This is a genomic window from Vibrio sp. 10N.222.52.C12 (assembly GCF_041474215.1).
In the GTDB taxonomy this organism is placed as follows: domain Bacteria; phylum Pseudomonadota; class Gammaproteobacteria; order Enterobacterales; family Vibrionaceae; genus Vibrio; species Vibrio crassostreae_C.
Genome location: NZ_JBFRTR010000034.1, coordinates 1 through 23,223 on the forward strand (window position 1 = coordinate 1; position 23,223 = coordinate 23,223).

The 23,223-nt window shown below is 45.5% G+C and carries 17 protein-coding genes; 7 read left to right on the top strand and 10 right to left on the bottom strand.

What is annotated here, in order from left to right; translation table 11 throughout:
* Window positions 1-53 precede the first annotated feature (53 nt).
* Together rpmA and rplU are read right to left on the bottom strand one after the other, a co-directional pair.
* The gene (gene rpmA, locus AB4623_RS06855) at window positions 54-311 is read right to left on the bottom strand and encodes a 50S ribosomal protein L27 (protein ID WP_004735905.1); all 258 of its coding nucleotides are present in this window, start codon (window positions 309-311) and stop codon (window positions 54-56) included.
* Window positions 312-330: 19 nt separating this feature from the next.
* Window positions 331-642 (bottom strand): 50S ribosomal protein L21, encoded by a 312-nt coding sequence (gene rplU, locus AB4623_RS06860; RefSeq protein ID WP_004740823.1) that lies wholly within the window; start codon window positions 640-642, stop codon window positions 331-333.
* 268 nt (window positions 643-910) lie between these two features.
* Here rplU and ispB point away from each other — a divergent pair, with 268 nt between their 5' ends.
* Complete coding sequence (ispB, locus tag AB4623_RS06865; RefSeq protein ID WP_017061376.1) at window positions 911-1,882, top strand: octaprenyl diphosphate synthase; 972 nt, start codon at window positions 911-913, stop codon at window positions 1,880-1,882.
* Between the two features lie 103 nt (window positions 1,883-1,985).
* On the opposite strand, the gene AB4623_RS06870 is transcribed toward ispB, so the two are convergent.
* On the bottom strand, window positions 1,986-2,177 hold the full coding sequence (locus AB4623_RS06870; protein ID WP_017061375.1) for a hypothetical protein: 192 nt from the start codon (window positions 2,175-2,177) through the stop codon (window positions 1,986-1,988).
* Window positions 2,178-2,301: 124 nt separating this feature from the next.
* The gene (mdh, locus tag AB4623_RS06875) at window positions 2,302-3,237 is read right to left on the bottom strand and encodes a malate dehydrogenase (protein WP_009847834.1); all 936 of its coding nucleotides are present in this window, start codon (window positions 3,235-3,237) and stop codon (window positions 2,302-2,304) included.
* A gap of 332 nt (window positions 3,238-3,569) precedes the next feature.
* Here mdh and argR point away from each other — a divergent pair, with 332 nt between their 5' ends.
* From argR to AB4623_RS06895, 4 genes are all read left to right on the top strand, one after another.
* On the top strand, window positions 3,570-4,040 hold the full coding sequence (gene argR / locus AB4623_RS06880) for a transcriptional regulator ArgR (protein ID WP_004740827.1): 471 nt from the start codon (window positions 3,570-3,572) through the stop codon (window positions 4,038-4,040).
* Window positions 4,041-4,381: 341 nt separating this feature from the next.
* Window positions 4,382-5,350 carry a TAXI family TRAP transporter solute-binding subunit gene (locus AB4623_RS06885; RefSeq protein WP_017061374.1) on the top strand — a complete coding sequence of 323 codons (969 nt, stop codon included), beginning with the start codon at window positions 4,382-4,384 and terminating at the stop codon, window positions 5,348-5,350.
* A gap of 255 nt (window positions 5,351-5,605) precedes the next feature.
* Entirely contained in the window at window positions 5,606-8,185 is a 2,580-nt protein-coding gene (locus AB4623_RS06890; RefSeq protein WP_372146034.1) for a TRAP transporter permease, read from the top strand.
* A gap of 104 nt (window positions 8,186-8,289) precedes the next feature.
* Window positions 8,290-8,727, top strand: a complete 438-nt coding sequence (locus tag AB4623_RS06895) for a universal stress protein (protein ID WP_004740830.1) — start codon at window positions 8,290-8,292, stop codon at window positions 8,725-8,727.
* 84 nt (window positions 8,728-8,811) lie between these two features.
* Here AB4623_RS06895 and AB4623_RS06900 read toward each other — a convergent pair whose 3' ends face one another.
* Window positions 8,812-9,774: a D-2-hydroxyacid dehydrogenase gene (locus AB4623_RS06900; protein WP_372146036.1), complete on the bottom strand. Its 963-nt coding sequence runs from the start codon at window positions 9,772-9,774 to the stop codon at window positions 8,812-8,814.
* 36 nt (window positions 9,775-9,810) lie between these two features.
* Window positions 9,811-10,545 (bottom strand): bifunctional tRNA pseudouridine(32) synthase/23S rRNA pseudouridine(746) synthase RluA, encoded by a 735-nt coding sequence (gene rluA, locus AB4623_RS06905; protein WP_372146038.1) that lies wholly within the window; start codon window positions 10,543-10,545, stop codon window positions 9,811-9,813.
* Window positions 10,546-10,703: 158 nt separating this feature from the next.
* Between rluA and AB4623_RS06910 the strand changes: the two genes are divergently transcribed.
* Entirely contained in the window at window positions 10,704-11,981 is a 1,278-nt protein-coding gene (locus tag AB4623_RS06910; protein WP_372146040.1) for an NRAMP family divalent metal transporter, read from the top strand.
* A 92-nt stretch (window positions 11,982-12,073) separates the two neighbouring features.
* Here the strand turns inward: AB4623_RS06910 and rapA are convergent, their stop codons facing one another.
* Entirely contained in the window at window positions 12,074-14,983 is a 2,910-nt protein-coding gene (gene rapA / locus AB4623_RS06915) for an RNA polymerase-associated protein RapA (RefSeq protein WP_372146042.1), read from the bottom strand.
* 466 nt (window positions 14,984-15,449) lie between these two features.
* On the opposite strand from rapA, the gene AB4623_RS06920 reads away from it, so the two are divergent.
* The gene (locus AB4623_RS06920) at window positions 15,450-16,829 is read left to right on the top strand and encodes a PhoH family protein (RefSeq protein WP_017062953.1); all 1,380 of its coding nucleotides are present in this window, start codon (window positions 15,450-15,452) and stop codon (window positions 16,827-16,829) included.
* 108 nt (window positions 16,830-16,937) lie between these two features.
* Here AB4623_RS06920 and tldD read toward each other — a convergent pair whose 3' ends face one another.
* From tldD to AB4623_RS06935, 3 genes are all read right to left on the bottom strand, one after another.
* On the bottom strand, window positions 16,938-18,383 hold the full coding sequence (tldD, locus tag AB4623_RS06925; RefSeq protein WP_372146043.1) for a metalloprotease TldD: 1,446 nt from the start codon (window positions 18,381-18,383) through the stop codon (window positions 16,938-16,940).
* A gap of 19 nt (window positions 18,384-18,402) precedes the next feature.
* Window positions 18,403-19,215, bottom strand: a complete 813-nt coding sequence (locus tag AB4623_RS06930) for a carbon-nitrogen hydrolase family protein (RefSeq protein WP_017061365.1) — start codon at window positions 19,213-19,215, stop codon at window positions 18,403-18,405.
* Window positions 19,216-19,289: 74 nt separating this feature from the next.
* On the bottom strand, window positions 19,290-23,165 hold the full coding sequence (locus AB4623_RS06935) for a YhdP family protein (protein WP_372146044.1): 3,876 nt from the start codon (window positions 23,163-23,165) through the stop codon (window positions 19,290-19,292).
* Window positions 23,166-23,223 lie beyond the last annotated feature (58 nt).

Here is a 23,223-nt window from a genome sequence, read left to right on the forward strand (position 1 = left end):
GGGCTTTTGAATTCAGCTTGAAAGCTAATAAAATAATCTAGTTAAAGATTAAATTACTCAGCTTCGATGCTTACAAACTTACGGTTTTTAGGACCTTTAACAGCAAATTTCACTTTACCTTCAGTAAGAGCGAAAAGAGTGTGGTCTTTACCGATGCCAACGTTTGTGCCAGCGTGGAACTTAGTACCACGTTGACGAACGATGATGTTACCTGCAAGAACAGATTCACCACCAAAACGCTTAACACCAAGACGTTTGCTTTCTGAATCGCGGCCGTTATTAGTAGAACCGCCAGCTTTTTTATGTGCCATTGTTAAACTCTCCTAATACTTAAGCGTTAATGCCAGTGATTTTCACTTCAGTGAACCACTGACGGTGACCAGCTTGCTTACGCGAGTGCTTACGACGACGGAACTTAACGATTTTTACTTTATCGCCACGACCGTGTTGTACTACTTCTGCAGTAACCTTGCCACCTTCAACAAGAGGTGCACCAACAGCGATTTCTTCGCCGTTAGCAACAAGAAGAACTTTATCAAATTCAACAGTTGCACCAGTTTCAACGTCTAATTTCTCTAAACGAAGTGTTTGACCTTCGCTTACTCGGTGTTGTTTGCCACCAGATTGGAAAACAGCGTACATATTTTACTCCGCTTTTTCCGCACAGCCTATGGTTGTTAATTGTACAACTCGGGTGTGCGCTAAACTAATCAATAGGGCGCAGATTCTACGGGAATCATGGCGCTATGACAAGCCATATTTTTAAAAAATTGGCGAAAACCTGTTCGCCAAAGAAAAGTGCGGCAATCATGCCCTTTAGCGATGTATTAATCAACGTTTTTTAGTGTATTATTCAACAATTAAATACAACGTATAAGCCTTACAGGGTCTAACTTCAGCCGGATGAACAATGGATTTTAAAGCTATCCAAACGCTTACTGCCAATGATATGGCAAAAGTGAATGAAACAATTCAAGCCCAACTTAATTCTGACGTAAGTTTAATCAACCAGCTTGGTTTTTATATCGTTAGCGGTGGTGGCAAACGCCTACGCCCTTTGCTTGCTCTTTTATCTGCTCGCGCACTTGGTTATCAAGGTGAAGCTCATATCACCTCTGCAGCCTTTATCGAGTTTATTCACACCGCAACCCTGCTTCACGACGATGTTGTCGATGAATCAGACATGAGACGCGGTAAAGCGACGGCCAATGCCGCTTTTGGTAATGCCGCTAGCGTTTTGGTGGGTGACTTTATCTACACACGCTCATTCCAAATGATGACAACGCTAGGATCTTTAAAGATCCTCGAGCTAATGAGTGAAGCGGTAAACGTGATTGCCGAGGGTGAAGTTCAACAATTAATGAACTGCAATAACCCAGACACCACAGAAGAAAGCTACATGCAGGTGATCTACTCTAAGACTGCTCGTTTGTTCGAAGCTGCGACCCAAATCGGTGCGATTCTTACTGAGTCATCACCAGAGATCGAAACAGCAATGCAGAACTATGGTAAATACCTAGGCACCGCTTTCCAACTGATTGACGATGTGATGGATTACACTGCAGATGGTAAAGAGATGGGTAAAAACGTTGGTGACGATCTAGCCGAAGGCAAACCAACACTGCCTCTACTTTACGCAATGCATAATGGCTCTCCTGAACAAGCAAGCATGATTCGTGAAGCGATTGAGAAAGCGAACGGCATGGAACGTCTTGACGATATTATGGCTGTAATGAAAGAGACAGGCTCTTTAGAGTACACAACAAATAAAGCCTACGAAGAGGCCGATAAAGCCATCGCTGAGCTTTCTGTACTTCCTGACTCAGAATATAAGCAAGCGCTAACCACGCTCGCACACTTAGCAGTTAAACGCAGTAAGTAAGCAGGTTAATAGACAACTCGCTTCTAGCTTCTATATAAATAACAAAAAGAGCCTCAGGGCTCTTTTTTTTGGTTTTCAACAAATATTTGTAGGTGAGCCAAATTCAATATCGACTGGCTTCTAATGATAACGGCAGTTGTGCTTCAATCTCTTCAAGCTCTTCCATTGGCACCGCGTACTGCTCATGCCCGTTGTAAGTCTCTACTAGCGCGTACTGCTCTTGCTCATCAATTACCAATACTTTTCCTAAGTGCCCCAAATATTCGACATTCATACCCTTCTGAACAGTAGCCATAACATTTACCTTCACATTAATTGTAAAGCTAAATACGAGTAGCTTGAACTTCAGGATCAAAAAAGCCGATCATAATGACCGGCCCTTATTAATTAGCTTAAGTCTGAGTTAAATAGCGTTTCGCTTATTTAGCGAATTCAACACCAATCTCGATGTCACCATTTAGCGTTTCAAGCATGCTATCTAAAGCGTTACGTTCGAAGTCACTTAGCTCACCGTAGCTAAGGATCGCTTCAGCGCCCTCTTTGCCTAGTTTAACTGGCTGTGCGAAGAATGGAGCGTGCTCGCCTTCACCTTCAACGTATGCACATTCAATCACGTTTTCTTCACCTTGAAGTGCTTTAACTAATGCAAGACCGAAACGACAAGCCGCTTGACCCATAGACAGTGTCGCACTGCCGCCGCCAGCTTTAGCTTCTACTACTTCAGTACCTGCATTTTGGATGCGAGTCGTTAGCGCTGCAATTTCTTCATCAGTGAACTCTACGCCTTCAACTTGAGAAAGTAGAGGAAGAATCGTTACGCCTGAGTGACCACCGATAACAGGAACACGGATGTCGCCTGGATCTTTGTCTTTTAGTTCAGCAACGAACGTTTCAGAACGAATCACATCAAGAGTCGTAATACCGAATAGACGACGCTTGTCGTAAACGCCCGCTTTCTTCAGTACTTCAGCCGCGATTGGCACTGTTGTGTTTACTGGGTTAGTAATGATACCAACACAAGCAGTCGGACAAGTAACTGCGATTTTCTCTGCAAGAGACTTAACAATGCCAGCGTTCACATTGAAAAGATCCGCACGATCCATACCAGGCTTACGAGCAACACCCGCTGAAATAAGTACAACATCCGCACCTTCTAGTGCTGGTGTTGGATCTTCACCCGCGTAACCTTTGATCGAAACAGGCGTTGGGATATGGCTAAGATCGGCAGCAACACCCGGTGTTACCGGAGCGATGTCGTAAAGTGCAAGATCTGAACCAGCAGGTAGGCGGTTCTTAAGTAGTAGGGCTAGGGCTTGACCGATGCCACCAGCGGCACCAATAACAGCTACTTTCATTGTTATTCTCCTTGAGAGCTTTCTCTTATAGATTCTTTGTAGGGTAATTCTTGAGCTAAATCTAAGTTAAAAAACTATATTAATCACAAAGTGATTACAATCAATTAACGCTAGCTTTGCGACTTCGCGCAAGTCAATAAAACCGTGCTACACAGCAAGTTCGCATTATGGCGATAATCGACTGAAATAACAAAATAAGTCGTCGCAAATAACACATTATTCTATTAAATATTTACAGTGATATGACTAACAAATTACAGGGATGTTTTGGCTAAAATTGAATATGTATGCGAGAATATGCAAACATCTTTGTTAATGAATAAGAATGACATATGCGCAATACAGAAAAGCAAGACAACTTAGTTCGTGCATTTAAAGCCTTACTAAAAGAAGAACGTTTTGGCTCACAAGGCGAAATTGTGGATGCCCTAAAACACGAAGGTTTTGAAAGCATCAACCAGTCTAAAGTCTCGCGTATGTTAACCAAGTTTGGTGCCGTTCGAACTCGTAACGCAAAAATGGAGATGGTTTACTGTCTTCCTGCTGAGCTAGGTGTTCCGACCGTTTCTAGCTCTCTAAGAGAATTAGTACTAGATATTGACCACAACAATGCATTGGTGGTGATACACACAGGTCCTGGTGCGGCGCAGCTGATTGCTCGTTTATTAGACTCACTAGGTAAGTCGGAAGGTATACTGGGCGTAGTCGCAGGTGATGATACTATCTTCATTACCCCAACGTTATCGGTTACCACTAAGCAACTGTTTGATTCAGTGTGTGAACTGTTTGAATACGCAGGATAATTGATCGCTGTTTCATAACTATCAGCCTTATTAATGGATCACGAGTATCTATTTGCTTCGTGATCCAAATCACATCCTAGAATATCCATACCTCCCTTCCAAAATCACACTAAACCATTGATTTTAAAAACTCAGTAGCAAATCAAACACGAGATCAAGACATCATTTGTTAGATTTTTTAGCTATATCTTTTAACATTCGAGTAATTTTCTGCCAATTTTTGATATTATTCAGCCACTTTTTCATCACATGGATTGAAAAAGGTGCCGTTTCCAAATAGGAAACTCCTGAAGCAACTACACTTGTTTCAGGGTTAATAATGAATAAAGGAAGGGAAATTCATGGCATTTACCAAACTTATTAAAGTTGGTGCTATTGCAGCTGCTGTAATGGGCGCTGGCGCTGTTAACGCTCAAGAGTTCATCACGATTGGTACTGGTTCAGTTACGGGTGTTTACTACCCAACTGGTGGTGCGATTTGTAAGCTAGTGAACAAGGGCCGCAAAGACCACAACATTCGTTGTTCTGTAGAGTCTACTGGTGGTTCAATCTACAACGTTAACACCATCCGTGCTGGTGAACTAGATTTCGGTGTTGTTCAATCGGACTGGCAATACCACGGCTACAACGGTACAAGTAAGTTCAAAGATCAGGGCGAATACAAGAAACTTCGCGCGATGTTCTCTCTACATACAGAACCGTTCAACATCATCGCTCGTACTGATGCTGGCATCAACAATGTGTCTGACCTAGCAGGTAAGCGTGTAAACATTGGTAACCCAGGTTCTGGTGACCGTGCAACGATGGGTGTTGTAATGGACGCTATGGGCTGGACTAACGACAGCTTCAAGCTTGCTTCTGAACTTAAAGGTTCTGAGCGTTCACAAGCACTTTGTGATAACAAGATTGATGCATTCATCTACATGGTTGGTCACCCGAACGGATCAATCAAAGAAGCAACAACGTCTTGTGATGCAAAACTGGTTTCAGCAACAGGTCCACAGATCGACAAGATCGTAGCTGAAAACCCATACTACGCTTACAGCACAGTTCCTGCTGGTATGTACCGTGGTACTGACGCTGACGTAAACAGCTTCGGTGTTGCAGCTACTATGGTAACAACTTCAGACGTTTCTGAAGAAGTTGCATACAACGTTGCTAAGGCAGTATTTGAAAACTTTGACACTTTCAAACGCCTACACCCAGCATTTGCTAACCTGAAAAAAGAAGACATGGTTAAAGCGGGTATCTCTATCCCTCTTCACCCAGGCGCAGCAAAATACTACAAAGAAGTGGGCCTTCTAAAGTAACTCTACTTTAAGCCTACTACACCAATAAGGAGGCTAGCCCTCCTTATTGGCTTTTCACGTTTTATAAAAATAATTTAAGTGAAAAGAACAGCCCTTTAAGTTTCTCCAATTTGGAGGACTTACCTTCGTATCAAGCCTAAGACAAAGACGAACAAAAAACGCATTTCCCTATCCATTCACTACACTAGATAGGAAATAAATAACGTTTGGTTGTTCGTAAGAAAAGGCAGACCATCAATAATAAGGATAAAGTACATGACGCAGACAACATCACCGTCTCCAGATGTGCAAGAAATGGTGGCACAATCAGATACTGGTGCGCGTAGCCCTCGTGGTATCCAAGGCCGTATTTTATGGTTTGTGCCTCTATGTTGGTCACTGTTCCAACTTTGGTATGCATCTCCGCTGCCGTTCATTTTTAACTTCGCAATTTTAAACGACACTGAAGCTCGAGCAATTCACCTTACCTTTGCTATTTTCCTAGCCTTTACCGCTTATCCAGCTTTGAAGAACTCGCCGCGGGACCATATCCCGGCAGTCGACTGGGTATTAGCGCTTGTAGGTAGTTTTTCAGCTTCTTATATCTATATTTTCTACACTGAACTTGCCGGTCGTTCTGGTGCTCCCACAACATTTGATATTGTTGCAGCCGTATTTGGTATGGTTCTACTGCTTGAAGCAACACGACGCGCTTTAGGTCCACCTCTTATGGTTGTGGCGGCAGTATTCCTACTTTATACCTTTGGCGGCCCTCACATGCCGGACGTTATTGCCCACAAAGGTGCGAGCCTGAACAAGGCAATGTCGCATCTGTGGCTAACAACTGAAGGTGTATTCGGTGTGGCACTTGGCGTATCAACGTCATTCGTATTCTTGTTTGTACTGTTTGGTGCAATGCTAGAACGTGCTGGCGCCGGTGCTTACTTTATTAAAGTTGCATTCTCACTGCTTGGTCACATGAAAGGCGGCCCAGCGAAAGCAGCCGTTGTCGCATCAGGTCTGTCTGGTTTGGTATCAGGTTCATCTATCGCGAACGTGGTAACCACGGGTACCTTTACTATCCCGCTAATGAAGCGTGTTGGTTTCCCGGGCACTAAAGCAGGCGCAGTAGAAGTCGCGGCTTCAACCAATGGTCAATTAACACCACCTATCATGGGTGCAGCAGCCTTCTTGATGGTTGAGTATGTGGGCATTTCGTATGTAGAAGTAATCAAAGCCGCGCTACTGCCCGCTCTGATCTCTTACATCGCTCTGATTTACATTGTTCATCTAGAAGCATGTAAAGCAGGTATGACTGGCCTACCTCGTCGCCACACACCAACTATCGTACAAAGCTTACTGTCTTTCACGGGTACCATTTTAGGTCTGTGTGTTATCAGTGCCGCGGTTTACTACGGTGTCGGTTGGACGAAAGATGTCTTTGGCGATGCTGCAACACCAATCGTAACGGTGGCTCTATTAGTCGCTTATGTCGCTCTGGTTCGTGTATCAGCAAAATACGCATCTGAAGGCGGCATGGAAATCGATGCGGATCTCAAAGAAGTTCCGGATCCAGGTCCAACAATTAAGTCTGGCCTGCACTTCCTATTGCCTATCGTGGTGCTTGTTTGGTGTTTAACAGTTGAACGTTTCTCTCCAGGTCTGTCGGCATTCTGGGCGACCGTGTTCATGATCTTCATTCTGATCACTCAGCGTCCGTTAATGACTCTGATGAACAAATCAGACGATCTTGCAGAGCAAACTAAAGCTGGCTTCGTTGATCTCGCAGAGAGCTTGGTTTCAGGCGCACGTAACATGATTGGTATCGGTGTCGCGACAGCGGCTGCAGGTACGGTTGTAGGCGTGGTGACTCTAACGGGTATCGGTCTAGTAATGACGGACTTCGTTGAGTTTATCTCAGGCGGTAGCATCATTCTCATGTTGCTATTCACTGCAGTAATCAGCTTGATCTTAGGTATGGGCTTGCCAACAACGGCGAACTACATCGTTGTATCAACGCTGATGGCTCCGGTAATCGTGACCCTAGGCGCTGCGCACGGCTTGATCATTCCATTGATTGCGGTTCACTTATTCGTGTTCTACTTCGGTATTCTTGCGGATGATACACCTCCGGTAGGTCTCGCGGCGTTTGCAGCAGCGGCAATTGCGAAATCAGATCCGATTCGTACTGGTATCCAAGGCTTCACCTATGATATCCGTACCGCAATTCTACCTTTCATGTTCATCTTCAATACTCAACTACTACTGATGGGCATTGATTCTTGGTGGCACTTAGCACTAACGATTTTCTCATCTGTGACTGCGGTACTTATCTTCGCAGCTGCAACACAAGGTTGGTGGTTCACCAAGAACAAGTGGTGGGAAACTATACTGCTTATCGTTCTGACCTTCTCTTTCTTCCGCCCAGGTTTCTGGTGGGACATGATTTATCCAGAGAAAGTTCTTTCACCTGGAGTTGAGATCGCTCAAATCACAGAAAACCTATCTGTGGGACAATCACTTGAATTGAGAGTAGGTGGCGAAAACTTAGAAGGTAACTATTCTGAGAAAACAGTTCGCCTTCCGTTTGAAGATTCTGCGACAACAAGTGAAGACCGCATTGCTTCAATGGGCCTAATGCTGACACAAGCTGACGACAAGATGATTGTTGATATGGTTGAGTTTGGTAGCCCTGCAGAAGCCGCTGGCATTGACTTTGATTGGGAAATTAAATCAGTTATCCAAGACGCAGAACGACCAATGAAAGAGTGGGTATTCTTACCAGCTCTGATCATTTTGATTGGTTTAGCGATGAACCAAAGAAGACGTGCTCGTAAGGATGAGATTAGCGCGTAATGGATAAGGCTGAGTAGTGCTTAGCGCTATTTGGCTTTATTACATGGAAAGGATAATTACAGTGCTAAGTGAAAGCTTAGCGCTGATTAAAAAGAGACGAATACATGTATAAACAAATCCTTGTTCCTGTTGATCTTAATGACAAAGGCTTTTCTGATAAGGCAGTCGAACTGGCGGTATGGCACGCAAAACACAGCAATGCTGAAATCCACATTCTGAACGTACTACCAGGCATTCACATGTCGATGGTGGCGTCTTACTTCCCGAAAGATGCAGCGAACCAAATGAAGCTTGATGTTAAAAATCAGCTGAAAGAGTTTGCCGACAAACACATCGACGATGAAGTGGTTTACAAAGTTCATGTTGCTGAGGGTAAAACCTACGCGACGATTCTTGATTACGCAGAAAAGCTTGGCGCCGACCTTATCGTGATGCCTAGCCATAAGCGTTCAAAAATCGACAAAGTGGTACTTGGCTCGGTTGCAAGCAAAGTAGTACAGAACTCACCAATCAATGTATTGGTGGTTAAACCGCAAGGTTAAGTCATTTAATCGACACACAATCTAAAAAGGTTGGCCTACAGGCCAACCTTTTTTGTTTTGCGTTCGCACCATTTAATTCTTTAATCAACTCACTAAGTTCTGCGGATTACCCTCAACAAACCCATCAATATTATCGATTAAGATATCCGACAGTTTTTGAATTGAGCTGTCACTGCCCCATGCCACGTGAGGCGTTAATAGTAAATTGGATAAGTGACTGTTAGCCAATAGTGGATTCGACTTGTCCGCAGGCTCTTGTGTAAACACATCCATACCCGCACCTGCAATCTGATGATTGACCAAAGCCTCAACCAAAGCTTGTTCATCGACAAGCCCTCCACGCCCCGCATTGATCAGCACCGCGCTTGGTTTCATCATTGCTAGCTCTGGCTCTGAAATCAAATTGCGAGTTGCTTCGGTTAACGGACAATGTAAGCTGATCGCATCGGCTTGCTTCAATACCGTATCAAAAGGCAGATACCCTTCTCGACAAGAATCAGCCCCTTTACGTTCTGCGAAGATCACTTTCATTCCAATCGCTTTAGCCAGTGCAGCAGTTGCTTGTCCTAAGCTCCCACTGCCCATTAAGCCCAATGTACTGCCTGCGATATCTTGAATCGGATGGGTAAAGAAACAGAACTGTTTATCCTTTTGCCACTCACCAGCTTCAATATCTTGATGGTAACCAACGAGATTACGCTTTAACGCAAATAGCATCGCGATTACATGTTCGGGCACCGATTGAGTCGCATAACCTTGAATATTAGCCACTGCTATGTTTTTCTCATTGCAGTAATCAACATCAACGTTATTCACACCCGTCGCAGAAACCGCTATTAACTTAAGTTGTTGTGCTTGAGATAAATTGTCTGCGTTGAGCACAACCTTATTGGTGATAATCACGTCCGCGTCCAGGACTCGCTCTGCAACTAGATCAGGAGCTGTGAAATCATACTCTACCCATTCATGCTCAAAGCTCAGAGGCTTTAAATGAATTTGAGATGGGATAGTCGCTCTATCGAGAAACACAACATTCAGCGTTGGCATTCTTCTTCCTTGGTTAGATCTATGAATCAGTCTATTCTAAGCTTTTAGCTTACTGTAGTCTGGAAGCTCAAGCGCAATTTCAAAGTGCTGTTCGATTTGTGGGGATGCTTGAGGATAAAAGTCACAGGGAACAAAGGCTTTAAACAATTGATTATTCGCTGGATGATAAAAGCTCAGCTCACACGCATGCAAAGCCAACCTATCACTGTATTCAAATGCTTCTGATGTTGCGTAAAACTCGTCGCCTACAATTGGATTCCCTAGCGCCATGCAGTGCACGCGTAACTGATGGGAACGACCCGTAATAGGAAGTAACTTCAACAGTGTGGTTTGAGGCTCTTGTTGTTCGACGATATAACGAGTCTGAGAGGGTTTTCCATCCTCGAAGCACACTTTTTGTCTCGGTCGATTTGGCCAATCACAAATGAGTGGCAGATCAATCAAACCTTCTGCTTTTTCCAATCGGCCCCATACTCGCGCGTAATAGAGTTTGTGTGTCAGTCGATATTGAAACTGCTTCTTCAAATGACGCTCAGCTTGTTTGTGTTTAGCGAGCAGCATCAAGCCTGAGGTCGACATGTCCAATCGATGAACGACTTGAATCTCTGGAAATTCGACAACTAACCGACTCCACATGCTGTCGTAATGCTCAGGTAACCTACCCGGAACAGAAAGCAGGCCTGCAGGCTTGTTCACCACAAGAATATCGTCATCTTGATAAACAATATCAATCCACGGTTCACGCGGTGGTGTGTACTGTTCTAACGCCATTGAAGCCTCTTAATTGCTAGTGAATAAATAATTTACGGTTGATTCGTTTATAAATAAATACAACTTTCAACATTTTCGTACATAAAAGTTGACGACTTTACAAAACATGGTATTGATAGGGGAACGGAAAATAAGAAGTCAGCATCAAAGGAAAAATGATGGAAAGTACGGTTAAAACTACAACAACAAAAGCACAAACCTCTGCTCCCCTATCAACGTTAATTCGGTCTCTTGGCCCAGGCGTTATGATGGCCGCAGCGGCTGTAGGTGGTTCTCACTTAGTCGCCTCAACCAAGGCGGGTGCGATTTATGGTTGGCAGCTTGCCGCTCTCATTATCCTCGTTAACGTATTTAAATATCCATTCTTCAGAGCCGGCATCCAATACACGCTAGGAACGGGTCAAAGCTTGGTGGAAGGTTACTCTAACCTAGGCCGCCCATACCTTGTGATCTTTTCGATCTTGAGTGCCATATCTGCGGTCGTGAATACCGCTGCCCTGCTATTATTCAGTGCAAGCCTACTCAGTTACTTTGTTCCTTTCGATTTAGCCACTAGCACCTTGTGCATGATCGTTTTAGCGACCTGTTTGATCATTCTGTTTGCTGGCCATTATCGTGCTCTAGATACACTATCTAAAGCGATCATGGCGGTCTTAACCATCACAACCTTAGCTGCAGTCGCCATTGCTATCGGCTCTCCAGTCGAACCTGATGCTGCTTTTGTTCCACCGTCGCCTTGGTCATTGGCTGCTATTGGTTTTATCGTGGTGACCATGGGTTGGATGCCTGCGCCTATCGAAATATCAAGCATCACCTCTATGTGGCTAAAAAGCCAAAAAGAGAAGCAGGAAGTGACCGCACAATCAGCGCTGTTCGACTTTAACGTTGGCTACATTGGTACGGCGCTGCTTGCTTTAGTATTCGTTGCGTTAGGCGCGCTAGTACTTCACGGTTCGGGAGTTGAACTGTCTCGCTCCGGTGTTGGCTTTACTCATCAATTGGTCGGCATCTACGCTTCGACAATTGGTGAATGGTCTCGCCCGTTAATCGCTCTTATCGCTTTCTTCTGTATCTTTGGTAGCACCATTACCGTTATCGATGGCTACTCACGCGTGCTTGCTGAATCACAACGTCTATTATTCAAAAAAGATTCAAGCCCAAGAATGCTGCAAGGCTGGATAATCATTGTCTCTATCGCGGCACTCGCGATTGTGATGTTCTTTAGCGCAGCACTGATGCCTATGCTCGATTTCGCAATGGTACTCGCGTTTGCAACAACGCCATTCTTCGCTCTGCTTAATTTCATCTTGGTCAACAAAGCTAAGCTTCCAGAAGCGCTAGCCATTGGCAGCAAACTAAAATGGTTGTCTGTAGCAGGTCTTGTTTACCTATTTGGTTTCCTAGCGGTATTTGTTTGGTGGAAGTGGTTAATGTAACCAGCTACTTGAATTGTTAATTAAGCTACAGATACAAATAAGGCCTTCATAATGAAGGCCTTATTTCGTTGAAGCATTTCGCTAATTCAAAACTAGTTGTGAGAAACCACAATCAAGCGTAATGAATCTAGCTGAACCTGAGCTTTGCTGATGTAACCGGACAGTTCATTGATTTGAGCTTCGATTACCTCTAGCTCTTCATCACGAATATTAGGATTCACGGCTTTAAGCGCTTGTAGACGCTCTAATTCACCGTTCAGGTTAGTCTGCATATCTCGTTGAGCTTGTTCACGCACTTCTTCCACTTTAGGAAGTACGTGCGTCTCACCCGCTTCGATTAGCTTGTGAATCTCGCCTTGTACCGAGTTCACTAGTTTGCTCGCTAAGTGACGGTTTACAGGGCTTAGCTGACGGTTAAAGCTATCAAATTCAACCTGAGCAGATAGATCGTTACCACGGCCATCCATCATCAAACGAATTGGTGTCTTAGGCAGGAACTGACTGATACCGCTGCGTTTCGGTGCTTGCGCATCCACAAGGTAAACCAACTCAAGCAGGATAGTACCCACTGGCAGCGCTTTGTTTTTCAGCAATGATACCGCTGATGCACCCACACCTTCACTCAGTAGCAGATCAATACCGCCTTGAATCATTGGGTGCTCCCAGCTGATGAAGTTCATGTCTTCACGAGAAAGGGCTGTATCACGATCGAACGTGATGGTTGCGCCTTCGTATGGTAAGCCAGGGTAGCTTGGTACCATCATGTGCTCAGATGGTGTCACGACTAGCGCATTTTCACCCTTGTCGTCTTGGTTCAAACCAATCGTGTCGAACAAGCTCAGTGCAAACGTTACTAGGTTAGTGTCGCCATCAGTAGACGCGATCTTTTCTGCAATCTCATGAGCTTTATCGCCACCATTTGAATGCATCTCTAGTAGGCGATCTCGACCCTTTTCTAGATCTGATTTCAGGCTTTGGTTTAGCTTCGCTGACTCTTCAATCACTTCATCCAATTGCTCTGTGTTACCAGAAGCTAGCATCTCGATAAGAACATCTGAGTACTTGTCGTAAACCGTGCGACCGGTTGGGCAAGTCTCTGCAAACGCATTCAAACCTTCATCGAACCAACGCGCAAGGATCGCCTGTGATGTGCCTTTTAGGTAAGGAACATGAATGTCGATATCACGCAGCTGACCGATACGGTCCAAACGGCCAATACGTTGCTCAAGCAAGTCTGGGTTGAATGGAAGATCGAACATCACAAGTTGGTTAGCGAACTGGAAGTTACGACCTTCAGAGCCGATTTCACTACAGATAAGAACCTGAGCGCCGCCCTCTTCTTGAGCAAAGTAAGCCGCCGCTTTATCACGCTCTAGAATCGACATGCCTTCGTGGAATACAGTTGCACGTACACCTTCACGCTCACGCAGTGCTTGCTCTAATTGAAGAGCCGTACTTGCACGAGAGGCGATCACTAGGATCTTCTCGCTGCGCTTGTCTTGGATCTTTTCAATCAACCAGTTAACGCGTGAGTCGAACTGCCACCAGCTTGAATCTTCACCTTCAAACTCTTGGAAGATCTCTTCTGGATACAGCATCTTCATAGCACGAGCTTCGGGAGCCATCTTGCCACCGATCATGCCAGATACACGCATTGAGGTTGTGTACTGCGTTGGAATTTCCATCGGCAGTAGGTTTACATTTCGCTTAGGGAAGCCTTTGATTGCAGCACGTGTGTTTCTGAAAAGAACACGGCCGGTACCATGGCGATCCATAAGGTTATCAATCAGTTCTTGGCGAGCTAACGCTTGCTCTTCTTCGCTGCTATCACCTTCAATCACACGGAACAGAGGCTCAACATCTTGCTCAGAAAGCAGTTCCGTAATCTGGTTCTTCGCGCTGTTTTCAAGCTTCACTCCAGAGAACAGAGCCGTTACTGCATCAGCAACCGGTGCGTATTGGTCTTCTTCTTCAACGAATGCTTCGTAATCGTAGAAGCGATCAGGATCAAGCAGACGCAGACGTGCAAAGTGGCTCTCACGACCAAGCTGTTCAGGCGTTGCTGTTAGTAGTAGCACACCAGACGTATTTTCCGCTAAGCCTTCAACCACTTGGTATTCACGGCTTGGTTTGTCTTGGCTCCACTCAAGGTGATGCGCTTCATCGACAACCAACAAGTCCCACTCGCCTTCAAGTGCTTGCTCGTAGCGCTTACGGCTCTTACGTAGGAAGTCCAAAGAACACAGAACGTACTGCTGGGTATCAAACGGGTTGTCTGATTCAGCAAACGCTTCAATACAACGCTCTTCATCGAAGATAGAAAAATGCAGGTTGAAACGGCGCATCATCTCTACTAACCATTGGTGTTGTAGAGTTTCAGGAACCACAATCAGAATGCGTTCAGCACGGCCAGACAGCACCTGTTGGTGGATGATCATGCCCGCTTCGATGGTTTTACCTAGGCCCACTTCATCAGCCAGTAAAACGCGCGGAGCGTGACGACGACCCACTTCATGAGCGATGTATAGCTGATGAGGGATCAAGCCAGCACGCATACCACACAAGCCACGCATCGGGCTCTTGTGTTGTTGGTACTGGTTGCTTAGCGCACGGTAACGCAACACAAAGTTATCCATACGGTCGATTTGACCTGCGTATAGCTTATCTTGTGGCTTGTTAAAGCGGATCTGGTTGCTTAAGAAGATTTCACGCAGAGTGACTTCTGTTTCTTGGGTATCTTCGCGAGTACCTAAGTAGGTTAGCAGCCCTTTGTCTTCGATAACTTCTTCGACAGACAGAGACCAACCTTCTTGGCATTCGATGACATCGCCTACATTAAACGTTACTCGGGTTACGGGAGCATCAGTACGTGCATAAACACGGTTTTCTTCTGACGCTGCAAACATTAGTGTCACTGTGCGAGCATCCATTGCTACAACGGTACCTAAACCTAAATCGCTCTCCGTATCGCTTATCCAGCGTTGCCCCAAAGCAAATGTCATGAATCGACTACCTCAATCTTATAGTTGGAATTTGGTCTTCTTAACTGCAGTTTTAAACAAGAACATTATCGCTCCTGAACTAAAAATATAGCCAAAAATGTCTAGTTTGCAGCCACTTTTTAAGTGCGCTCTCAATAATAAATATCTCGAGAAAATGGTGCAGAAAAAGGTCGCTAATCTTACTCGATGCTGTGATTTAGGTCACGCCTAAAGGAGATGATTTCATGCTTTTTTTCTGTTTTCGCCAGTGCAATCAAACTGTCAAAAATTCATGGTTAATCTATAGGTAGCAGATTGCTGCTCTCAAACGAATACACCATATTCACTCGTAACGATATGGTGCTGTTCCTCTAGATGAAGTTTAGGTGAGTAGTTGACTATCACCAGAATCAGATACTAATCTTTATATGAGCTTTATCTACGTTCAATGAATGCAAGGCAAGCCGCACGTCGGCAAGGAGATGCTATGGGCGAGACCAACCGGAAGCTATTTGTTTTAGACACCAATATCCTACTTCACGAACCCTTCGCTATATTTTCTTTCCAAGAGCACGATGTCGTTATCCCCATGACAGTGCTAGAAGAACTCGACAGAATCAAAGACAGCAAAAGAGACGTTGCTCGAGATGCGAGAATTGCGATTCGAACGCTCGAAGACCTGTTCAGGGAAGCCACACCAGACCAAATATCGGAAGGCATCCCTTTTTCTAAAGACATAAATGCATCTGGCAGTATTTCAATACTCGCTGACTACGAACTTCAAGAAAGCATCAAAGCCTTTGCCGATGACAAGGCGGGCGATAACCGAATCCTCAACGCTGTCCTCTATCTTCAAAATAAACGCGCACCACGCGAAGTGGTTCTCATCACCAAAGACATCAATATGCGTTTACGAGCAAAAGGCGCCGGTGTACGTTTTGTTGAAGACTATCAAACTGACCAACTGATTGATGATATCCAATACCTCACCAAAGGCTTCCAACAACTGGAAGGCTCATTTTGGGATGGTATCGATAATGTCGAGAGCAGAAGTTTAGGCGGCAAGACGCTGCACACCTTAGCAAGAGCGCCGTTCGAGCCAACCTTCCTCAACCAATATGTGATTGACGAAGAAAGTGACTTTGCCGCTCGAGTCGAGGAGATTGAGCCGGAAAGCATTACCCTGAGAGACCTCAGCCGCGAAAGATTGATGAATCGCAGAGCATGGGACATCACACCAAAGAACGTCTATCAAGGCATGGCGATTGATGCGCTGCTCGACCCTGATATTGATCTTGTGATTCTCACTGGCGCCGCAGGTAGTGGTAAGACACTGCTTGCTATGGCTGCTGCACTTGAACAAACCATTGAACGTAAGCAATTCGATAAGATCATCGTAACCCGCAACACCCCTGATATTGGTGAATCGATAGGTTTCCTTCCGGGTACAGAGGAAGAGAAAATGTTGCCTTGGTTAGCCGCAGTGACCGATACACTGGAAGCGCTGCACAAGAACGACCACTGCACAGAAGGCTCGATGAAGTACATCTGTGACAAAGCCAATATCCAGTTCAAATCAATCAACTTCATGCGTGGCCGCTCGATTCAAAATGCCTTTGTGCTTTTGGATGAGTGTCAGAACCTCACCGCTTCACAGATAAAAACCATCATCACCCGTTGTGGTGAAGGTACTAAGATCGTCTGCTCAGGTAACTTAGCGCAGATAGATTCTTCTTACCTAACCCCTGTGACTTCAGGCTTAACCTACATGGTTGAGCGTTTTAAAAACTTCGAAGGCAGTGCCAACATCCACCTCAATGGTGTGGTGCGTAGCCGACTAGCTGAGTTTGCGGAAGAGAACATGTAGTGACTCTATACGCTCACTGAATCAGTAATCTAAAAACAAAAAGCGCCTCACATTGGAGGCGCTTTTCAATTTAATATTTTGAAGTAAGTCGGCAGAGGTTAGTCTGAATTACTCAGTACCACCAACGGTTATCGAGTCTAGTTTCAATGTTGGTTGACCAACACCCACTGGCACACTTTGACCAGCCTTACCACACACACCCACACCACGGTCGATGCTTAGGTCGTTACCCACCATAGACACCTGCTGCATCGCTTCGATACCAGAACCGATTAGCGTCGCGCCTTTCACTGGGTGAGTGATCTTACCGTTTTCAATCATGTACGCTTCAGACGCTGAGAATACGAACTTACCTGATGTGATATCGACCTGACCGCCACCGAAGTTCGGTGCGTAGATACCTTTCTCAACCGTCGCGATGATCTCTTCCGGTGTGTGTTCGCCCGGTAGCATGTATGTATTCGTCATACGTGGCATTGGAAGATGCGCGTATGACTCACGACGACCATTACCTGTCGGTGCTACACCCATTAGACGAGCGTTCAGCTTATCTTGCATGTAACCTTTTAGGATGCCGTTTTCGATTAACGTATTGTACTGACCGTTAACACCTTCATCATCGACGTTCAATGAACCGCGTAGATCCGTTAATGTACCGTCATCGACAATCGTACATAGGCTTGAAGTTACTTGCTCACCAACTTTTCCAGAGAATACTGACGACTCTTTACGGTTGAAGTCGCCTTCTAAACCGTGGCCTACCGCTTCATGCAGCAGAACGCCCGGCCAACCAGAACCAAGAACCACAGGCATGGCACCAGCAGGCGCTGCAACCGCTTCAAGGTTAACTAATGCTTGGCGAATCGCTTCATCCGCAAATTGGTAAGCAACTTGAGTGCCTTTGTCATCACTTAAGAAGAAGTCGTAACCAAAACGGCCACCACCACCAGCGCTACCACGCTCACGACGATCACCCTTCTGTGCAAGTACGCTAATAGACAAGCGAACCAGCGGACGAATATCACCAGCGTAAGTGCCATCAGTCGCAGCAACCAGCATCTGCTCATGCACACCACTTAAACTCACCGATACTTCAGTCACCATCGGCTCTTTAGTGCGAATGTAAGCATCTAATGATTTTAGTAATTCTGTTTTCTGCTGTTTTTCCCAACTCGCAAGCGAGTTAACTGCATCATAGTAAGCTTGATTAGAGTTGCGTTTGAACGCTTGAACCTTGCCGTTTTGACCTTGTTTAGCAATACCACGAGCCGCAATTGCGCTCTGCTTAAGACCATCCAATTGGATTTGGTCAGAGTAAGCAAAACCAGTCTTTTCACCAGATACTGCACGAACGCCAACACCGCAATCGATATTGAAAGAGCCGTCTTTAATAATGCTGTCTTCTAGCACTAAAGATTCGTGCCAGCTTGACTGAAAGTAGATATCAGCATAATCAATTTGGCGGGTAGCAATACTCGCCAATGTATCTGCGATATTTTGCTCCGTAAGCCCTGTCGGGTTCAGTAGCGCTTCTTCAATTTGATTAATGCTCATAGATGGCTCTTGTTTGTAATTAAAATTGATTGGTAAATCGAGAGTGTTGCGCGATGGGCATATTTTGCCTAATGGACTCGCAACTGGATGTGTCTATCTCAACCACCATACTTTTAGGATCTTGGTCTAACTGTGCGACCACTCGTCCCCATGGATCAACCACCATTGAGTGTCCCCATGTTTCTCTTTGGCAAGGGTGTTTTCCGCCTTGACCTACCGCGACAATCCACGACTGTGTTTCAACCGCGCGGCATCTTAATAGTACTTCCCAGTGCGCTTGACCCGTTACCGCTGTAAAAGCCGCAGGCACCACAATGATTTGTGCCCCTTGCTTACGTAACTCTGAATACAAGTGTGGAAAGCGCACATCATAACAAATACTCAAACCTAAGCGACCAAAAGGCGTTTCCGCTGTCACAACTTGGTTGCCCGGAGTGAAAATATCCGACTCTCGATAGCACTTATGGGCGTCAGCGACATCCACATCAAACATGTGTAGCTTGTCGTAATGAGCAACGAGGCAACCAAAATCATCAATCACCAAGGTGGTGGTCGTCACTCCGTTAGTTGTGCTTATCGGCATACTGCCAATGACGATCCAAATTCTGTGAAGCTTTGCTAGCTCAGAGATTTTCTTTTGCAGTGGGCCATCATTAAAAGGCTCAGCACACTGATGATAGTCGGCTTTACTGCCAAAAACTAACGCGTTTTCAGGGCAAACAACCCACTTAGCCCCCAACTCTTTGCACTTTGCAACTTCTTGAGCAAGGTACTCAAAGTTCAATTCAGGGCTGGGGCCAGATGTCATTTGAATCAACCCAACACAATCCATGTGTATCGCTCCTCCATTCATTATGATTCAGAAATCAGCATTTCACCGTATATTCGCTGACTAGGATATAAGGCCTATTCGGCTAACTTCCTGAGTTTCTCTGGTAGCTGGAACTCACCGGAGCTACGAGAAAGCTCGCTCACCGTTGGTGAATCCAATGGTCCTTTCACCGAATAATTTACTTGGGTAAAGACTTCCACAACTGGCGAGATAACCGTGGTCACCGCCAATACGTACAGCGCCGTTTGAGGGGTTACCGCAAAGGCCGTTAATACGGGAATACCCGAGGTAATATCTGGGGTAAAGTTCACCTCAGCATCAACCTGACGCGTGTTGAGGTTAGCGATACCTTTGATTTTCATCTCACCTGCGACCGCATCCATGTTCAGATCATTGGTCAGGAAGATACCATTTTGAATCTCGCCCGTTCCGGTGATGCTGTTGAAGGCCATACCTTTATCAAACACATCTGAGAAATCGAGCTGCATCTTACGGATGATCGAATCTAGGCTAAACAGGCCAAGTAATCGAGCTGCGCCGCTCACATCCGAGATAATGCCTTTACCAAACTTGGTTTTAACGTTGCCATCAAGGGTATCCATTTTGATTCCCCAAGGCGAACCATCCCAATTTAGTTGACCTTCCAACGCGAATGGCGCTTTTTGAATCCCGGAAGTAATACCAAAGCGCTCCATGAGCTCGCTGTTGTTTTCACCTTCAACATCAACGGTTAACGATGAATGACTCTTGTCACCTTGCAGTTCCCACCAGCCACTCACATCCGCTTTGTTACCGCCGCTTCGCACCTGGATTTTGTTCCACTCGATACGATCTTCGTTCCTCGTCATTTCAACATCGACCTTACCCACCTTGTAGCCTTGCAGCCAAAAGTCGTTCAGCGTCAGGGTCAGGTTTGGCATCGCATCGTGGATCTCTCTATCCAATTTGGATATCAATGGCGCAGCTTGTTCTTTACGTTGCAGAAGTTGCTGATCTTGATTGTTCTTATCACTCCACTCAGGAACAAACAGATGCAGACGATCCAGTGAAACTGTCAAATCATAAGGAGGCAGGTAGTTAATATCCCCTTCTAGCTCTTGGCTAGACACTTCCATTTGCCACGCCTGTTTGTTCTTACTAGCACTAAAATCGACGTCATTCCAAGAGATACCACCCAAGATCAGCTCTTTACTCTCAAAGGTAATACGGCTTGGCGCAGGTATGGTTGGCGTGTTCATTTGACTAAGTACAGCCGTTGAAGGCTTTACCGGTTCCATTACAACCGATAACCAATCATCGGCATTGAATTTGTCTGTACGAATCAGGGCGTGATGGCCCACCACCGGGCTAATTTTGTAGCCACCGCGACCAAGCACTAAGTTGGTCGCCGTTAACTCAGGCACGTCGCCTGTGATATCAATCTCAGCTTGGTACTTGGTGTTTGGCAATTGCAGGCGCGCGGTAATCGTCTCTTGGTTACCCGATGCCTGTAGCCTTGCAGAGCCACTTTCTAGTGATTTTTTCGCCAATGGATATGGGTAATCACTCGCCAAGTATTTTAGGTCTGACTGTAAGTCTAGTTGGTAGGTAAAGCCGATATCATTCAGCTGGATATCAATCTGGCTTTGCCATTGCGCATGACCTGATAAGCGGCTTAACCATTGCTCACCGATGTAAGGTTCTAGAGGCTTGACGTCCCAATCACCTAACACATCAATATCAACTGCATAGCCAGGACCATCATTAAGGCCCTTAAAATCAAGCGAGATACCTTGGTTAAGCAGATCCGCAGCGAGGCCATTTGCCGTCACTACGTCATTATCAAATTCAATTCGACCCGTGGTGTTCTCGAGCACCATTGGCGGCGCTTCAATCTCAACATGGTTGCCACTTAAGTCGGCGTAACCCCATGCTCTTGCTTCTTTTTCAGAATCAAACGGAATATTCAGCTGGAACTCAGAAGAGACATCACCACTCACTTGAAGTGCGGTTAAGGCTGCGCCTACCGAGCCCACCAGTGGCGAAGATGTCATGTAATCGCGTACTGCGTTGCCAGACGCCGTCGCTTTAGCTTCAATTTCAATATGGCCGCCTTCCCCTAAATAAGGAATGCGTCCTGTGATTCGATCTGCCGTCACATCCATCAGTTGAGCTGAGCGAGAATCCAGATGCATCGCATCATTTTCAAACAACAGATCAAGCTGAAGATCAGTAATCAGTGGCCACGCGGTATCAAAGCTGAATTTCGCATCTTCTAAGCCAACCCAAACCTGGAAAATACCATCGTGGTTAGTGTATGGATATTGAGACAAATCACCATGCCACAACAGTTTTACGGTATCCGCTTTACCGGCTTGAATCGCAGTTGAAAGGTAGTCTGTTAGATCTTGCCCAAGAGCCAGTGTAGGTAAGTAGCGCCATGTTTCACCGACATTGTAAGCGTCCGCTTCGCCGTAGAAGGATAAAAACGGGCTCGCATCTTTTGGGAAGTCTAAGCGGAATGCGCCTAGTACTTGTAAATCGGGGGTGGCAGCTGTGATTTTGTCTGACCACAGCTTCCAGCCGTTTTCATCTTGCTGCCAAACAATATCAACCTGACCTTGTTTGATATTCAAAGGCGCTTGGAATACGTCACCATAAGGGAACACATCGTCAATAACATGCAGGCTAGCTTTCGCTTCCGAGGCCGAACCAAACACACTACCAGACACTTGGCTAAAGCCTGGGACTAGTTCCCACTGCTCGATAGCAAGATCAGAAAAACTGGCTGAATAACGTAAACTGTCAATTCCCGAACCCATGGAAACACGGATATCAGAAACAGAGCCGCCCGGCGCCAATACGTTAATCATTTTGGTTGATTGTTCAGAGTCAGGCAGCAGCTTAATCAACGGAGTAATAGTCGCAATATCCAGCTCAGAAATGTTGAGTTGCCATGGACCTTGATTCCACTTGAACGCTACGTCGAGTTCCGGCCAAGGTGTGTCATCCGTTCTAAGGTTTAGTGAGTGACCATTTACTTGCCAACCATCATCAGTCGGCGACAACTTAAAGACACCGGACTCAAGCATGAGGTCATGCTCGCCATCTTCGTTCCACGCCAGTTCTGAGGGTAAAACCTCAACATAAGCGCTCACTGGCTTGCTATTTCGCAGCGTAAGCCAGCTATTCAAGCTCACAGTACCCGTTTCAATGCCGGATTCCGCCTGCATATAATGCGTAAGCCATGGCTTAACAGAAATGCTGTCGGCACTGACATAAAACTCACCAGTCACATCAGTCAGTGACCCACCATCAATAAAGTTAGCACTCACTGACAGAGAGTTTAGATTGGCACCTTTGATACTCACCACACCTTCAGCAAGGTGATGTTTGTCTGAGTTTTGCCATTTTAAGGTTTCTATATCGAGCTGACGTTCTTCACCCGAAACAGAGTGATAAAGAATAGAAGAATCTTTTGCAGTTACATCGACGAGTGTTTTTAGCAGTAAATTATCGAGCTCTTGCATCGCTCGCTGGGAAGAGCCAGAATCTTTAGGCTCATCTTTGCCATTTTGCCCAGCAAACAGCTCAATTGAGCGGATATCAAGATACATTTGATTCATGACCAACTCGGCCACAACCGGGCGCATCTGCACGAGCGATTGAATCAAGTCAAACTCGACTTCAACACGCTCGACAGAAAAGCTCACATCTTCCGCATTGGGAAGGCTGGCTTTAACGCCTTGCAGAGCAATAGAGGGGTGAGTGTTACGCCAAAAACCGCCCACGTCTTGAATCGAAAAATCAAAACCGGAGTGTTGGTTTACCCAAAGCTCAATTTCAGATTGATACTTGTTTAAATTGGGCAAGGCTACACGCAGTGTAGTAACGGCAATGGCTAGCGTTACTAAGAGAGTAACCACTAACCATAAACATGCACGTAGAATCAGAGTAACGCTTGAGCTCACAAAATTTCCATTACATCATAACAACATCAAACTGCTCTTGTATGTACAGAGGCTCAGC